The sequence below is a fragment of the Winogradskyella arenosi genome (assembly GCF_003337305.1).
GTDB classification, from domain to species: Bacteria; Bacteroidota; Bacteroidia; order Flavobacteriales; family Flavobacteriaceae; genus Winogradskyella; species Winogradskyella arenosi.
Map to the genome: position 1 here is coordinate 719,553 of NZ_QPJO01000001.1, position 16,929 is coordinate 736,481.

Consider the following 16,929-nt stretch of genomic DNA (forward strand, 5'->3'; position numbering starts at 1 on the left):
TAATATATGTCAAAGCAAAACAACTACGATGCTATCGTAAAGGCGCTTGAAGATAAGTACGAAAAAATAGATCAAGATACAGACGACCATTTATATGGTCTTCTTTATAGTAAACCCATTACGTATTGGGATTATATCCAAACCGATGCCTTGTTAAATCTGCAAATACAGCGCACAACACTTCCCGATGAGATGGTGTTTATTTCCTACCATCAAATTAATGAGTTACTTTTTAAAATGATCTTGTGGGAAATTGCTCAAGTGGCAGAAAAGGAAGATTTAGACGTCACGTTTTTTGAGTCTAAACTGATGCGTGTAAGCCGCTATTTCGATATGCTTTCAACGTCCTTCAATATTATGAGAGAAGGTATGGATGTAGAGCAGTATATGAAATTTAGGTATACACTGACCCCAGCTAGTGGATTTCAAAGTGCGCAATATAGACTTATAGAGTTTGCCTCTACAGAGTTAATTAATCTTATTGATTATAGATTTAGAAAAGATATTGACAGGGAAACGCCTTTTACTCATGCTTTTGAACATTTATATTGGCAGGCTGCAGGAAAAGACCATAAAACAGGGAAAAAATCCACACTTTTGGTTAATTTTGAAAAACGTTATAAAGATGAGTTTTTAAGGTTTATGGAAACCTATAACACTAAGAATCTTTGGACACGTTTTAAAGAGCTGCCAGAAAAGGATCAGAAAAATGAAGAGCTTATAAAAGCGATGCGTCATTATGATTATACGGTGAATATCTCTTGGGTCATGGCACACTACAATGCTGCTAAACATTATATAGATAGTGGTATTGGAGATGGTGAAGCTACAGGAGGAAGTGATTGGAAAAAATACATGCATCCAAAATATCAGAAGCGTATTTTCTTTCCGGAATTATGGAGTGAAGAAGAAGTAGAAAATTGGGGAAATAATTTATAATTAGTTAATGCATTTAAGAAGTAGTCTAGCAATAGTTCTCATAGCACTAAGTTTATGGTCGTGTAAAGAAGACGATAAGTCTGCAGAACTAGCATACGAGAAAGAACAAGCAAAACAGGTTGAAGAGGAAAAAATTTTAGAATTTGGTTTCGATCTTAATAATTACATCGTAAAACGAGATACCATAAAATCTGGTGATAGTTTCGGTGAAATTTTACAACGTCATAATATTGGGTATCCTGCTATTTTTGAAATTGCTGAAGCCACTAAAGATACCTTCGATATTAGAAAACTACACCCGGGTAGACCCTATACTTTTCTTTATACTAAAGAATCTCAGAAGGACAGTCTTCCAAGTCCAGAGACTTTTGTGTATCAAAACACCCAAGAAGAATATGTGGTTATCGGATTAAAAGATTCTATTCATGCCTATACCGATAGAAAACCCATTACTTACGTAGAAAAAACTGCAACAGGGGTTATAGAAAGTAGTATTTCTAATACGCTTGAAGAAAAAGGGCTTAGCCAACGTCTCGCTCATAAAATGGCCGATGATATCTATGCTTGGACTATAGATTTTAGACGTTTACAAAAAGGCGATCGTTTTAAAGTGATCTATACCGATAAGTATATAGATGATACCATTTATGCCGGAATTAAAGATGTAAAAGCCGCTTATTTTGAGCATAATGGCGATTCGCTTTATGCGTTTCAGTTTGAAAGTGATTCTATAAAAGGGATTGTAGATTATTTTAATGAAGATGCTAAAAACCTACGTCGTGCTTTCTTAAAAGCTCCAGTACAGTTTAGTAGAATATCGTCGCGCTACAACCTAAAGCGCCGTATTGCGGTGTATGGTTATAAAGTGCGTCCTCATAAAGGTACTGATTTTGCGGCACCTATAGGAACACCAATTATGGCTACGGCTAACGGAACCGTTATAGAGTCTACAAGACGTGGTGGTAATGGTAAATTTGTAAAAATAAGGCATAATGCCACTTACAGTACCCAATACTTACACATGAAAGCCCAAAATGTAAAAAAAGGCGAATTTGTAAAACAAGGCGATATAATAGGATGGGTAGGAATGACAGGAAACACTGGAGGACCACACGTCTGTTATCGTTTTTGGAAAAACGGCAAACAGGTAGATCCGTTTAAAGAAAAATTACCCGAAGCAGAACCTATTTCTGATAGTTTAAAGGTGAAATATCTAGAGTATATTAAACCTATTAAACAACAACTTGATAATATCCATTTCTTAGAGGCAACGCCTAAAGAAACACAAACCACTATAACTGAAGATCCAATTTTATAATTAAAATTATGGCATTAAAAGCAAGCAACCCGACAACAACTAAAACTTGGGAGAAATTACAAGCACACTTTGAAACGATAAAATCTACACATTTAAAAGATTTATTTAGTACAGATGCTAAAAGGGCTGATGATCTTACAGTAAAGTGGGAGGATTTTTATGCTGACTTTTCAAAAAATAGAATCACTACAGAAACGGTAGACCTTTTAGTTGAATTAGCGAATGAGCTCGATTTAAAAGATGCGATTTCTAAATATTTTGAAGGCGATATTATTAACGCTACTGAAGGGAGAGCTGTATTGCATACCGCATTAAGAGCTCCTGAAGATGCAGAAGTTTTTGTAGATGGTGAAAATGTTATACCGGGAATTCACGAGGTAAAACGTAAAATAGAAACCTTTACAAATGCTGTAGTTAATGGCGATCATAAAGGGCATACCGGGAAAGCAATAACCGATGTGGTTAATATTGGTATTGGAGGTTCAGATTTAGGGCCAGCCATGGTTGTAGATTCTTTACAATACTATAAAAATCAATTAGAAACACATTTTGTAAGTAATGTAGATGGTGATCACTACCAAGAGATCATTAAAAATTTAAATCCGGAAACAACACTTTTTGTAATTGTATCTAAAACATTTACAACACAAGAAACCTTGTCTAATGCCAATTCTATTAGAGCTTGGTTTTTAAAGTCTTTACCACAAGAGGCTGTAGCAAAACATTTTGTTGCCGTATCTACAAATATAGAAAGTGTTAAAGGCTTCGGTATTGCTGAAGAAAATATCTTCCCAATGAAGGATTGGGTTGGTGGACGTTTTTCACTTTGGAGTGCTGTGGGCTTATCAATTAGTTTAGCTTTAGGCTACAAGCATTTTGAAAGTCTATTAGACGGGGCGCATAAAATGGACACCCATTTTAAAACGGCCGATTTTAATGAGAACATTCCAGTAATTGCGGCTTTATTAACCGTGTGGTACAATAATTTCTTTCAAGCAGAAAGTGAAGCTATTATCCCTTACACACAATATTTAAACCAGTTTGCAACCTATTTGCAACAAGGTATCATGGAAAGTAATGGTAAAAGTGTAGATAGAGACGGCCAGAAGGTTAACTACCAAACGGGGACGCTAATTTGGGGAGAGCCAGGAACCAATTCGCAACACGCCTTTTTTCAATTGATACACCAAGGAACCAAACTTATTCCTACAGATTTTATTGGGTACGTAGAATCGTTATACGGTAATAAAGACCATCATAATAAATTGATGTCAAATTATTTTGCACAAACAGAAGCCTTAATGAATGGTAAAACAGAAGCTGAAGTTTTAACCGAGTTTGAAGGCAGTACTTTGTCTGAAGAGGCTATTAAAACCTTAGCACCATTTAAAATATTTGATGGTAATAAACCGACAACATCGTTACTAATTCAAAAATTAACACCAGAGAGTTTAGGGAAATTAATAGCCATGTACGAGCACAAAATTTTCGTACAAGGTATCCTTTGGAATGTATACAGTTACGATCAATTTGGCGTTGAATTAGGAAAACAATTGGCAAAATCGATACTAAAAGAGCTTGAAGAAGATGATATTAAGGCTAATCATGATGCGTCAACAGAAAGTTTACTTGCCTTTTTTAAGAAGAACTGTTAAAAATTGTTAAAAAGTTTTTAAAATTTTAGCTATGCGTGCATAAAAGTTAAGAATTCAATATTTATCTTCGTAGCACTTAATTGTTAACATTAACTTAATGTTTTAGCTATTGTATTGCGTAATTTTGCGCTGAAAAAAAACCAATTAACTTAAATTTTATGAAAAAATTTAATCAAATTTTATGTGTTGCTGTTCTGACATTATTTAGTACGGTGATGTATGCTCAAACCACTATCAAAGGTAAAGTGCTTGATAGTGAAATGAATTCTCCTTTACCAGGAGCTAATGTTTTAGTAAAAGGAACTTCTACAGGTGTAACAACTGATTTTGAAGGAACTTTTTCTATCACAACCGATGCTAACTCTGGAGAAATTGTAATTTCTTACGTAGGTTTCAATTCTGTAACAATTCCATTTAGCGGAAATACAGATGTAGGTAACATCACTTTATCGCCAGATAATAGTTTAGATGAGGTTGTTGTTATTGGAGGTGGTCTTATTGATTTAGCTTCTGATAGAGAAACTCCTGTTGCTGTATCTACGATTAAAGCTTCAGAGATTCAACAAAAAATTGGAGCTGGTGACGTAACTACTACTTTAGTAAACACGCCTTCAGTTTATGTTTCAGGTCAAGAAAGTGGTTTTGGTGATTCTAACATTCGAGTTCGTGGATTCGATCAAGATAACACGGCTTTCTTATTAAATGGACAACCAATTAATGGTATGGAAGATGGTAAGATGTACTGGTCTAACTGGTCTGGTGTTTCTGATATTGCAAATGCAGTTCAAATTCAAAGAGGTTTAGGTTCTTCTAAATTAGCAATTTCTTCTGTAGGTGGTACAGTTAACTTTGTAACAAAGTCAACGGATAAAAGACAAGGTGGTTTTGCTGCTGTAACTACAGGTTACAACAACTATTTAAAAACGGCTGCTGGTTATAGTACAGGTTTAAACGAAAAAGGTTTTGGGGCTACAGTAATGTTATCTCATTGGCAAGGTGATGGGTACAATTTAGGAACTCAAGGTCAAGGGCAAACTTATTTTCTTTCTTTTGGTCAAAAAATTAACGATTCTCATTTCTTAAACTTCTTAGTTACTGGTGCGCCACAATCGCACGATCAAAACTATAGAAAATCTATTTCTGATTATTTAGAATATGGAAAGAAATACAACTATAACTACGGTTACCGTAATGGAGAATACCTTAGTTTAAGAACAAACTTTTACCACAAGCCAGTTGCTAACTTAAACTGGGACTGGACAATTAGCGATAAATCTAATTTATCTACAGTAGTTTACGCGTCATGGGGACGTGGAGGTGGAACTGGTGGTTATGGAGCTTATACTGCATCAACAGAAAATGGACTTGTTGATTGGGATGCTACAATAGCTGCTAATCAAACTGTCGCTGGCGGTATTGGTAATGGAAGTGGTCCTTACGTTGGTACTGCGATCCGTGCTTCTATGAACAACCACGCTTGGTACGGTTTAGTAACTAACTACGAAACTGAATTGACAGATAACCTTACTTTAAACGTAGGTGGAGATTTACGTACTTATAAAGGAACTCACTTTAGACAATTAGTAGATTTATTAGGTCTTAATGGTATTGATGAAGGGCAAACTAGCGCTCAGTATCCAGATGGCTATATTGTTTCTGCAACTAACAGTATTAATCCTTGGTCTACAGTATTTAACTATGCTGATGAAGATGAAAGAATTGATTACGATTACGATGAGCGTATCAACTATGGTGGTATCTTCGGTCAGTTAGAATATGCTTCAGAAAAAGTTTCTGGATTCTTCCAAGGAGCCGTTTCTAACCAAAGTCACGTAAGATGGGATAGATTTAACTATGAAGAAGCTAACGAAGAATCTGAAACGATAAACAATACAGGTTACAACGTTAAAGCTGGTGGTAGTTATGCCGTTACTGAAAACAGTAAATTTTATGTAAATGCTGGGTACTATTCACGTCAGCCTTACCATGATAATATTTACTTAAACTACACAAACGAAGTTAACCCGTTAACTGAAAACGAGAAAATACTTGGTTTAGAAGCAGGATATACTATTAGTACTTCTAACTTCTCTGCTTCTTTAGATTTATACAGAACGTCTTGGAAAGATCGTGTAGAATCTTCTTCTTTTACTGATGCTGATACTAACGAATTATTTTATAGAACAAACGAAGGTGTAGAGCAATTACACTCAGGTGCTGAACTTACTTTAGCATACAGACCTTTCGATGCGCTTAGAATTAACGGTTTTGCTTCTGTTGGTAACTGGAAATATAAAGGAGATGCACAAACTACAATTAGAAACGAAGCTCTTGAAACACTTTCTGTAGAAACAGAAGATGTTGATGGTGGTGAAGTAGGTGGTGCTGCACAAACAACAATTGGTTTGGGGATAAACTATGAAATTGTTGAGCGTTTTTCTGTCGATGCAGATTACAGATATAACGATAACTTATATGCAGATGTAGGAGCTGTCAAAGAGAACTTAGAATTACCTAGCTTTGGTGTTATGGATTTAGGTTTATCTTACAAAATGTTAGTAGGTCAAGATAAAATGAACTCTATTAGCTTCAGATTTAATGTAAACAACTTATTAAACGAAGAGTACATTTCTCAGTCTAGTACTGCTTACCAAGCAGAAGCTGGAGATGAAACGTACATGGGGCTTAATCAAAATAACCAAGTGTATTTTGGAAACTTAAGAACTTGGAACTTTGGTATCCGTTACAAGTTTTAATTCTTTAAAGTTTGAATACAAAAAGGCAGCTCTTAGAGCTGCCTTTTTTATTATATCCTATTTTTATTTTTTACTTTTTTATTCCTTCCAACGCACCGTTTCCATAATGTGTTTTATATCCTTTTTTAAATATTCTGCAGCCGGATAAATAGAGTCGTAGTTGGGTTTGGCATAGAAATATAAAGACCCACTTAAAAAGTGTGTTGTACTGTCTGTAACGTAAAACTGGGATTGAGATGCGGCATCCCCTCCAATTTCATATAACATACCATAGGTCCTGTTTTCAGCATTTATAAATTCCCCTTGGCTTATCTCATCAGCCTTTATTGTGTGCTTTTGCGTTAGGTTTTGGGCATCGCGCAATAAACTATCTAAATTGCTGTGAACCTCTTTATACGTCAGATATATTGTAGCATTTAAGGACGGATATTTTACATCTATGCCGTGGGTTGTTGCTGTTGACTTTACGGTTTTTATAGGTTCGGATAGCTTATTTTTTTCAAAAGAAAACGGTAAGGGAACCACAGTCTTTTCGTAGACGGCCTTAGGGTATTCTAGTCTTAAATAGCCTTTAGGTTTAGGTAAAGGATCATTACCGCAACCTAATAACAATAAACTTAATATGGGTAGGGCTATGCGTTTCATGCTTGTCTGTCTAATAAGGTGAGTTTAATTTGTTTAATACGTTTGCGTTCTAAAGCTTCAATAGTAAACACATAATTTTTGAAATTTATTTTACTTCCTACTCTCGGAAATCCTCCTGAAATTTCTAAAACAAAGCCTGCAAGGGTTTCTGCCTCGCCTTTCTGAGCTTCAAAAAGTTCTGCATCAGCTTCAATACCTACAATTTTGTACACATCTTTTAAAGGTGTTTTTCCTTCAAAACTATAATTGTTATTGTTCAGTTTGGTGTAAATAAGATCGTCATCGTCATATTCATCACTAATATCACCAACAATTTCTTCAATAATATCTTCTAAAGATACCAAGCCAGAAGTACCACCATACTCATCGACTACAACGGCAAGGTGGACTTTTTTAGTTTGAAATTCCACCATTAAATCATCCAATTTCTTGTTTTCTGGGACAAAAAAAGGGGCTCTTAAAATGGTAGTCCAATCAAAGGTCTTTTTATTTAAATGTGGTAGTAAATCTTTTACGTATAAAACCCCAATAATAGTGTCAATACTTTCTTCGTACACCGGAATTCTAGAATAACCATTCGCTATAATTTCAGCAATAATAGTTTCGTAAGGCGTATCTATTCTCAAGGCAAACAAATCCATCCTAGGACGCATAACTTGCTTGGTATCGGTATTTCCAAAAGAGACAATACCCTGAAGTAGTTTTTGTTCTTCTTGTGTGGTGTCTTGACTATTGGTGAGCTCTAAGGCCTGAGACAATTGGTCTACACTTAGATTAGAGCGTTGTTTTCCAAATTTATTATGAATTTGAAGCGTTACAAAACGCATCGGTAAACTTATAGGCGAAAAAATAACGTCTAGTACACTTAAGGGGCGTGCCATAAACGAGGAGAATTTTACACGGTTTCTGTTGGCGTAAATTTTTGGAATAATCTCTCCAAATAATAAGATTAAAAACGTGGCCGTTACCACTTCTAATAAAAACCTTGCAAGTGGGTTTGTAATGTCATGAAAAATGGTTTCTCCAATATAAGAGAACAATAATACTACCGCGATATTTATAAAATTATTAGCCACTAAAATGGTTGCTAATAACTTTTTTGGACGCTCTAAGAGAGCGGCAATAATTTGCATGGCTGGCGATTTATTTTCTAAGCCTTCATCTAAATTGGATTTGGTTAGAGAAAATAAAGCCACTTCTGCTCCAGAGATTAAAGCCGAGCAGGTTAGTAATATAATAAGGATAATGATACTTGTTATAAAGGAGGTATCGGTATAAGATAAAGTTGAAATTAAAACCGTGGGTTCTGGGTCCAAGATAATAGGATATTTAAAGATTAAAATGGCAAATCATCATTGTCGGATTCTACAGGTGGTGTCGTAGAACTTTGAGGCTGAGATGTTGCTGATTTTTGAGACGCGGCGTTTGGCGATTGCTCACTCTTGGGGGTTAAAAACGTAAAGTCGTCGCATTGTATTTCAGTAGAATAACGTTCCATACCTTTGTCGTCCGTCCACTTTCTCGTTTTAATACGACCCTCAATATATATTTTATCGCCTTTAGAAAGGTATTTTTCACAAATTTCAGCAGCCTTATTTCTAACCACTATATTATGCCACTCCGTATTAGTAATACGTTCATTGGTTTGTTTGCTTGTATAGCTCTCGCTTGTAGCAATAGGAAAACGGCCTACACAATTTTTATCATCAAAATAGTGCATTTTTACTTCGTCTCCTAAGTTTCCAATCAGCATTACTTTATTTAAGGTTCCAGACATAATAATTCATTTTTAATAGGTTGCAAAGTTACTCAATTGCATAACTAGGAGATTAAAAGTAATAAAAAAATGTGATTTCTTTAAGGTTCTAAAACCCGAATTGGGTTATAAAGTCGTTTATAAGCGCCGGAACGGGGTATTTTTTTAGAGATTTTATAGGAATGGCCCCTTCAGGAAGCGTTTGTGTTTCAATAATCCAGAATTTGGTATGCAGGTGCTGGTGCGATAATTTATGGATCACATCAACCTCATTATATAAGGCGTAATCAAAAGTCATGTCCTCCAAGATGCTATTTTCAAGCCCTAACATATGAAACTCTTCAGAACTTAAACTTTTATCAGATTCAATTAACGGGAACTGATAGAGGTTTTGCCAAATACCTTTATGGGTCCGTTGTTCAATAAAAGTTTGTTGTTGCTGATCAATCCCTACTATAAAGTTGAAATATTTGGTGGTGATTTTGGTCTTTTTCAATTTCACGGGTAACTCTCCAATACGTTGGTGTTGTAAAGCGGCACAATTCGTATTTAAGGGGCAGGCTTCACAGTTGGGGTTTTTAGGTTTACATTGCAAAGCTCCAAACTCCATTAAGGCTTGGTTATAAGTAGCCGGCTGGTCTTTTAAAATCAACGAACTGGCCAAGGTTTTAAATTCTTTGATGCCTGCGGAAGTGTTAATAGGCGTATCAATACCAAAATAACGCGATAATACACGGTATACATTACCATCTACCACGGCAGCCGGTTCATTAAAGGCAATTGAAGCAATGGCACTGGCCGTATAATCTCCAACACCTTTCAATTTTAATAAGTCCTTATAATTATCAGGAAATTTTCCGTTAAGCTCATAGGCAATATGTTTGGCTGTGGTGTGTAAATTTCGGGCTCTAGAATAATAGCCTAAACCTTGCCATAATTTTAAAACAGAAGTTTCTGAGGCTTCCGCGAGATCAAAAACAGTAGGGTAATTTGCAACAAATTCTTCATAATAGGGTAACCCTTGTTTAATTTGGGTCTGCTGTAAAATGATTTCTGATAGCCAAATTGTATAGGGATTATTAGTGGTCCTCCAAGGGAGGTCTCTCTTTTTGTCTGAATACCAGAGGATTAATTTTGATTGAAAACTCATTATGCTATTTTAATAAAAAACAAAGCTAAATGTTTATTGTGTTAAATTTTAATTAATTACGCTTGATGAATTGAAATTAAATTACTTATATTTGCATCCCTTAGAATTTATAGTAACCCTAAAACTAGTAACAAAAATGACAAAAGCTGATTTGGTAGCGAAAATATCTGATAAATTAGGTATTGAGAAAGGTGACGTTCAAGCCACTGTTGAAACATTTATGGAAGAAGTAAAGACATCTTTAGAAAGTGGAGATAACGTTTATTTAAGAGGTTTCGGAAGTTTCATTATTAAGACAAGAGCTGAAAAAACAGGTCGTAATATTTCAAAGAATACTACAATAAAAATTCCTGCACACAACATTCCTGCATTTAAGCCAGCTAAAGTATTTTTAGAGGGTGTTAAATCTAATGTTGAGGTTAACTAAGAAAGCATTAAAACAAAATATTAATTTAAAAAGCATTATTTATTATGCCAAGTGGTAAAAAAAGAAAAAGACACAAGGTAGCGACGCATAAGCGTAAGAAACGTAGACGCGCTAATCGTCATAAAAAGAAATAAATTGTTAAAAGTAGTTTTATAACTACTTTTTTCAGTTTTAAAGGAACGTTCTTTGATATAGAATTTAGAAGGTATTTAATAGAGTCCTTCTAGGTTTGTTGGATTTTACATCCTGTGTCAAATAATTTAGTAACATCCATCTATCTCAATGAAGAGTTAGATTTAAATTGACATTATGAACAATGAATTAATCGTAAGATCGAGTTCAGATATTGTTGATTTTGCCTTATTAAAAGATGGAAAACTTATTGAATTACACAAAGACGAAGAGGATAACAACTTTGCGGTAGGTGATATTTTTATTGCCAAAATCCGTAAAGTTATTCCTGGTCTAAACGCTGCGTTTGTTAACGTAGGGTATGAGAAAGATGGTTTTTTACACTATCATGATCTAGGACCGCAACTGCCTTCGCTTTTAAAATTCATTAAACGTGTAAGCACAGGGAAATTAAGAGATTATTCTCTTAAAGACTTTCCGATGGAGAAAGATTTAGACAAAAATGGTACCATTGCAAATGCCATAAAGTCTAATCAATCCATTTTAGTACAAGTAGTAAAAGAACCGATCTCTACTAAGGGACCGCGCATTAGTTCAGAATTGTCTATTGCCGGAAGATATATTGTCTTGGTACCTTTTTCTAACCGTATTTCAATTTCACAAAAAATTGATTCGCAAGAAGAAAAAGACCGCCTAAAAAGGCTTGTTAAAAGTATCACACCAAAGGGATTTGGGGTTATTATTCGTACCGTAGCAGAAGGCAAGAAAGTTGCCGAGCTCGATAGTGATTTACAAAATTTGCTGGATCGATGGACAGCAATGTGTAAAAAATTGTACAAAGCACATCACCCAACTAAGGTCTTGGGAGAAATGAACAAAGCATCCTCAATTTTGAGAGATATTTTTAATGATTCTTTCTCTGCTATAGTTGTAGACGATGAAGAAATGTATGTACAAGTAAAAGATTATGTGCAACAAATTGCACCAAACAAAGAATCCATAGTGAAGTACTATAAGAATGGTGTCCCAATCTTTGAAAAATTTGGTATAGAACGCCAAATTAAGACCTCATTCGGTAGAACCGTCTCTATGGCTAAAGGCGCCTATTTAGTTATTGAACACACTGAAGCATTACATGTTGTAGATGTGAACAGTGGTAACCGTTCTAATAAAGAAAAAAACCAAGAAGACACCGCCTTAGAAGTCAACATGATCTCTGCCCAAGAGATTGCCCGACAATTGCGTTTACGTGATATGGGAGGCATTATTGTTATCGATTTTATTGATATGGGTAAAGCAGAGAACAGAAAAAAGCTTTATAATTATCTTAGAGATGAGATGAAAGATGATAAAGCAAAGCATAAAATATTGCCGCCGAGTAAGTTTGGATTAGTGCAAATAACCAGACAGCGTGTTAGGCCAGAACGCAATATTAAAACGAAAGAAGAAAATCCGAACCATATTGGAGGTGATGAAATCGAAGCACCAATTAAAGTGGTGGAACGCATTAATCAAGACCTACAACGTATTTTCAAAAAAAATCATAAAAAGGTGATTCTTAATACACACCCTTTTATAGCAGCCTTTTTAACCCAAGGGTTTCCATCAGTACGTTCAAAGTGGTTTATTGAACACAAAAAGTGGGTAAAAGTTTTACCTAGAGATGCTTACACTTATCTTGAATATCATTTTTATGACAAAGATGGTAACAAAATCAAATAATATCTATTAAAAAAGCCCAACTGAAATTTTCAGTTGGGCTTTTGTGTTTTATAGCATAAGGCCTTAATCTCTAGACATTAATATGCTTAGCACATACCAAAATAATAACATTAGTGATGCAAACAGCCCTAAAGCAGCAGGGATGTAATCTTCTACACCATATTTCTTGACTAAGTTAGAGGTTTGATATAAAATAGAACCTCCAGCGAGTAAACACATACCTGCTGAAAACCATAAACCTAAGTTAAACCCAAATATTGCTCCGGCAATGATGATACCTATAGCGATAAAAAAGCCTATCGTTAATCCTGTTTTTAAGAAAGAGAAATCTTTTTTGGTTAATAATACAACGGCAGATAAGCCTGTAAATAAGGCTAGAGTAACAATCGCTGCTTGGTTAAGAATTTCTGGTCCAGATTCCATATAGAATGCCGCAATAAAGAGCATAGGAACAAAAATGAGGGCTTCAAAGAAAATATAAATTCCATAAGCCAAATACTGCTTGCTTTTGTCCGTCGTTTTTAAAGCCATATTCTCGGCGTAATTGGTCGCTAACATAAAGCCGCCTAACATAATTAACCACTTATAACCTTGGGTCATGGATAACATAAATTCTACAACGGTCTCACTTTGTAAGAGTAGGTATTCAAAAAGTATAAAAACTAAAACTCCGGCAGCTACATGGGCATAGGTCTTTTTGTAAAAGGCCATGCGTTCCACATCTGGGATCTCGCTAATTAATAGTTTTTCTGGGTATTGATTTTCCATATTTCCTTTAGATTTGGTTAGTGCCACTAAAATATGTTATTTCTTAAGGTATTCAAATAAAAAAGAGTTCCAATTATTCAGAACTCTTTTATTTAAAAGCATTTGTATTTTTTAATTTCTACTACCAAACACTTGTAGTGCCCAGTATAATAAAGAGGCTAAAGCACCAATAGCAGCAACTAAATAGGTTCTCGCTGCCCATTTTAAGGCATCTTTAGAACCGCTGTATTCTTCTGGTGTGAGCATGTTTTTAGTTTTTAACCAAGCTAAAGCCCGGTGACTCGCATCGTATTCTACGGGCAAGGTTATAAAACTAAATAACGTTGCAAAGCCCATAAATATTAAACCAGCAACCGAAATCCAATATCCTAATCCTATACCTGCACCAGCAGCTAAAACTAAACCTCCAATAACTAACCATTGCGACATCCCAGAGGTCACACTAACTAGAGGCACTAAAGCCGAGCGCATTCCTAATGCACTATAAGCTTGAGCGTGTTGTACGGCATGTCCGCACTCATGAGCAGCTACAGCGGCAGCGGCGGCATTGCGTTGGTTGTATACGGCTTCACTTAAATTCACCGTTTTATTTTTAGGATTATAATGATCCGTTAATTGTCCAGGAGTAGAAATCACTTCCACATCATAAATACCGTTATCAGCGAGCATTTTTTCTGCAATTTCTCGGCCCGATAAGCCATTGCGCAGCTGCACTTTAGAGTATTTAGCGAACTTTTGTTTTAATTGGTTGCTAACAAGCCAACTGACTAAGCCAATAGCACCGATTAATACATAATATCCTAGCATTCCATTCATAATTCAAAAGTTTTAATTCTTATAAATTTACTAAATGAATAGCAAATAATAAGCCAAATTTGAGTTAAGAAATTTTGTCAGTATAGGATGATTTTAAGCTTTACATCGCATCAATAGACCAGTTAAAGGCGTCAGCTATTTCTTCATAGACAATTCTTCCGTTTACAATATTAAGCCCTTTAGCAAGGGTTTTATCTTGCTTACACGCGTTTTCCCAACCTTTATTAGCTAAACGTAAAACGTAAGGGAGTGTTACATTGGTTAAGGCTAGTGTAGAGGTGTACGGAACAGCTCCTGGCATGTTAGCAACACAATAATGAACCACATCATCAATAATAAAGGTCGGATCTTCGTGCGTGGTTGGTTTAGAGGTTTCTATACAACCACCTTGATCTACGGCCACATCCACTAAAACAGTTCCAGGGCGCATTTCTTTAAGCATATCTCTAGTGATTAATTTTGGTGCAATTCCGCCACGTACTAAGACGCCACCTATAATTAAATCGTGATCTTTAATGCGTTTTCTAATGTTGTATTCACTAGAAAATTCAGTGACCACATGGCTTGGCATTACGTCATTTACATAACGGAGTTGCTTCATATTAATATCCATAATTGTAACATGAGCGCCTAGGCCTGCAGCCATTTTTGCGGCTTGGATACCAACGACTCCTGCTCCTAAGACTAAAACGCGTCCTGGTGGAACTCCGGGAACACCACCTAAAAGAACTCCACGGCCTTTAATGGGTTTTTCTAAATATTTAGCACCTTGCTGTACCGCCATTCTACCTGCAACTTCAGACATCGGCGTTAATAATGGCAGTGAACCATCTTTGTCTTCTACAGTTTCATAGGCAATACATACCGCCTGACTGTTAAGCATAGCTCTTGTTAAAGGCTCGCTTGAAGCAAAATGAAAATAAGTAAATACCACATGGTGGGCTTGGATAAGAGGATACTCTTCTTCTATAGGTTCTTTCACCTTTACAATCATATCACTCGAGGAGTAGACATCTACGATGGTGTCTAAAATAATACCACCGGCATTGATATAATCTAGATCTGAGAACCCGCTTCCTAAACCAGCCTCTTTCTGAACATATACCGTATGCTTGTGTTTTGTAAGTTCGAAAACACCTGCGGGGGTCATACCAACGCGGTTTTCGTTATTTTTGATTTCCTTTGGAATGCCAATTTTCATTTGTTTTGCAGCTTTAGAGGTTTGTAAACAGTAAGAAAGTACCGCCAAAAATCTTAGCTATGCAAGGACATAAAGCAGGATAAAATAATTTTTATGATATTGTTATTTTGAAGCTTTTATATTGAAAACTTTTAAAAATAGGTCTTTTTTTTGAAGCGATATGCTATTGCGACTTCTTAAGCCGAAGGTCTAAAATTGAAAATGAACAAGGCTTAAGGTTCTGCCTTAGGCAACCTATTTTTTGAAGGTTTAAGGTGATCGATTATGCCATGGTTGCAGGTAGATTTTGACCACTTTATCATTTTCAAAAACCAGAACAAGTTCACTTAATTCTTTCGCGGAAAAAGGATCTAGTAAACCTATATAATAATAAAAGGCATCGGGGTTTGCTGTAGACGCGGCGATAGGTTTTCCTAACTCTTTAATAACATAGGCTTTGCTCTCGCCGAGAAAGAGTTCTCTATCCATTACATCGTCTACCATTTCTGCTCTAGTGTCGTGCTGGGTACGCCAGCGCTGTGCATCGAAACGCTCGTTAAATTGATAGATTAAAATACGACTGATTACAAAGGCACTAAATAAGATAAGACCTATTTGATTGACTTGGTTATTACGGAAATCAAAATAGTCCGTGAGTGGTTTAGCTTTCTTTTTTTTGGGTTGCTTTTCTAATGATGGTTTGTTTATAGGCATTAGATTACACTTTAGAAAGTTCAGCGTAACTTAGAAAATAAGTGTCTTCACATGGGGTCATGGCATGCGGATAACTAGGAATAAGTAATACGCCTTCCGGTGTTAAACTCCAGGTTTTATACTGCCAATAACTGTCATCAACAAAAGTTTCGCACTCTTCATCTTGTACGTCATTTTCTGTAGATTGATATTTCTGTTTTAGCGTTTGAAAAAAATCAACCTCTGGGTACAAAGTCTCAATGTCTTTAACTTCTTTTAAAGTTTCTAAATTAAAGGTATAAGCAACAGTGCCATATGAAGGGTGTGCGCCACCACAATAGACACTGTAATATTTTAAATAACTTATAAAGTTGGTATTAACAAGGTTGATGTTGTATGATATTTCAAACCAAGAATTACAGTTTAATTTGTCTTTGGCGTCTTCAAGATGTATGGCATCTAGAATAGGATTGAATGTATCGCGCTGTGCTTTGGTAAAACCGTTACCTAATCTAAATAAAGGGAGTTTAGAATAGTTCTCATGAAACCAAACCAATTGTTTACCCTTGTAATTAACAATGCTATCTTTTACAAAGCTGAGTTTTGGGTCTCTAAAATCTTCAAAGATATTTTGCTGCGTTTCGGATAAAACCACATTAAAACGGTCTTCTTTTAGTTGTAAAGTGCCTATAAGTTGATGACCTTTTTTTGTGAGTTGAAAGACTTCATCTGCATCTAAAACGCTTTCTGGATGATAAAAATAACCATCAATTAAAGTGAGATTTTTGTTGTTGCGTTTACCGGAAATAGGAATACTAATTAACTTAGAATCGTAAAAATAATAGCCATCTATTTCGCTAGAAGTGCTATCATTTTCTTGTGGATAACTATTAATTTCTAAATGAATTGGATAGTTAGCAACAGTACCAACATAACTTTGCGACCAAGCTATAATTGGCAACAAAGTTATGA

15 protein-coding genes are annotated in these 16,929 nt (G+C 35.5%); 6 read left to right on the forward strand and 9 right to left on the reverse strand.

Annotated features, from left to right (window positions below; all coding sequences use genetic code 11):
* Nucleotides 1-6: 6 nt before the first annotated feature.
* From DFQ08_RS03020 to DFQ08_RS03035, 4 genes are all read left to right on the forward strand, one after another.
* Nucleotides 7-939 (forward strand): tryptophan 2,3-dioxygenase family protein, encoded by a 933-nt coding sequence (locus DFQ08_RS03020; protein ID WP_114308308.1) that lies wholly within the window; start codon nt 7-9, stop codon nt 937-939.
* A gap of 7 nt (nt 940-946) precedes the next feature.
* A complete protein-coding gene (locus DFQ08_RS03025) occupies nt 947-2,257 on the forward strand; it encodes a peptidoglycan DD-metalloendopeptidase family protein (protein WP_114308309.1) in 1,311 nt (436 codons plus the stop codon).
* A gap of 8 nt (nt 2,258-2,265) precedes the next feature.
* The gene (gene pgi, locus DFQ08_RS03030; RefSeq protein WP_114308310.1) at nt 2,266-3,912 is read left to right on the forward strand and encodes a glucose-6-phosphate isomerase; all 1,647 of its coding nucleotides are present in this window, start codon (nt 2,266-2,268) and stop codon (nt 3,910-3,912) included.
* Between the two features lie 158 nt (nt 3,913-4,070).
* Nucleotides 4,071-6,668 carry a TonB-dependent receptor gene (locus tag DFQ08_RS03035; protein ID WP_114308311.1) on the forward strand — a complete coding sequence of 866 codons (2,598 nt, stop codon included), beginning with the start codon at nt 4,071-4,073 and terminating at the stop codon, nt 6,666-6,668.
* Nucleotides 6,669-6,746: 78 nt separating this feature from the next.
* On the opposite strand, the gene gldD is transcribed toward DFQ08_RS03035, so the two are convergent.
* The 4 genes from gldD to mutY form a co-directional block, all read right to left on the reverse strand.
* Nucleotides 6,747-7,313 carry a gliding motility lipoprotein GldD gene (gene gldD / locus DFQ08_RS03040; protein WP_114308312.1) on the reverse strand — a complete coding sequence of 189 codons (567 nt, stop codon included), beginning with the start codon at nt 7,311-7,313 and terminating at the stop codon, nt 6,747-6,749.
* A complete protein-coding gene (locus DFQ08_RS03045) occupies nt 7,310-8,629 on the reverse strand; it encodes a gliding motility-associated protein GldE (protein WP_114308313.1) in 1,320 nt (439 codons plus the stop codon). The genes gldD and DFQ08_RS03045 overlap by 4 nt, the downstream gene beginning before the upstream one ends.
* Before the next feature lie 20 nt (nt 8,630-8,649).
* Nucleotides 8,650-9,090 carry a single-stranded DNA-binding protein gene (locus DFQ08_RS03050; protein ID WP_114308314.1) on the reverse strand — a complete coding sequence of 147 codons (441 nt, stop codon included), beginning with the start codon at nt 9,088-9,090 and terminating at the stop codon, nt 8,650-8,652.
* Nucleotides 9,091-9,178: 88 nt separating this feature from the next.
* Nucleotides 9,179-10,219, reverse strand: a complete 1,041-nt coding sequence (gene mutY / locus DFQ08_RS03055) for an A/G-specific adenine glycosylase (protein ID WP_114308315.1) — start codon at nt 10,217-10,219, stop codon at nt 9,179-9,181.
* A 109-nt stretch (nt 10,220-10,328) separates the two neighbouring features.
* Here mutY and DFQ08_RS03060 point away from each other — a divergent pair, with 109 nt between their 5' ends.
* Together DFQ08_RS03060 and DFQ08_RS03065 are read left to right on the forward strand one after the other, a co-directional pair.
* The gene (locus DFQ08_RS03060) at nt 10,329-10,646 is read left to right on the forward strand and encodes an HU family DNA-binding protein (protein ID WP_256928803.1); all 318 of its coding nucleotides are present in this window, start codon (nt 10,329-10,331) and stop codon (nt 10,644-10,646) included.
* Between the two features lie 309 nt (nt 10,647-10,955).
* Nucleotides 10,956-12,500: an Rne/Rng family ribonuclease gene (locus DFQ08_RS03065; RefSeq protein ID WP_114308316.1), complete on the forward strand. Its 1,545-nt coding sequence runs from the start codon at nt 10,956-10,958 to the stop codon at nt 12,498-12,500.
* A 63-nt stretch (nt 12,501-12,563) separates the two neighbouring features.
* Here DFQ08_RS03065 and DFQ08_RS03070 read toward each other — a convergent pair whose 3' ends face one another.
* The 5 genes from DFQ08_RS03070 to DFQ08_RS03090 form a co-directional block, all read right to left on the reverse strand.
* Nucleotides 12,564-13,268 carry a Bax inhibitor-1/YccA family protein gene (locus DFQ08_RS03070; RefSeq protein ID WP_114308662.1) on the reverse strand — a complete coding sequence of 235 codons (705 nt, stop codon included), beginning with the start codon at nt 13,266-13,268 and terminating at the stop codon, nt 12,564-12,566.
* A 111-nt stretch (nt 13,269-13,379) separates the two neighbouring features.
* Nucleotides 13,380-14,075, reverse strand: a complete 696-nt coding sequence (locus DFQ08_RS03075) for a zinc metallopeptidase (RefSeq protein WP_114308663.1) — start codon at nt 14,073-14,075, stop codon at nt 13,380-13,382.
* Nucleotides 14,076-14,184: 109 nt separating this feature from the next.
* Entirely contained in the window at nt 14,185-15,285 is a 1,101-nt protein-coding gene (gene ald / locus DFQ08_RS03080; RefSeq protein ID WP_114308664.1) for an alanine dehydrogenase, read from the reverse strand.
* 249 nt (nt 15,286-15,534) lie between these two features.
* Complete coding sequence (gene bamE / locus DFQ08_RS03085) at nt 15,535-15,978, reverse strand: outer membrane protein assembly factor BamE domain-containing protein (protein ID WP_114308317.1); 444 nt, start codon at nt 15,976-15,978, stop codon at nt 15,535-15,537.
* A gap of 4 nt (nt 15,979-15,982) precedes the next feature.
* On the reverse strand, nt 15,983-16,921 hold the full coding sequence (locus DFQ08_RS03090) for a DUF4163 domain-containing protein (protein WP_147269433.1): 939 nt from the start codon (nt 16,919-16,921) through the stop codon (nt 15,983-15,985).
* Nucleotides 16,922-16,929 lie beyond the last annotated feature (8 nt).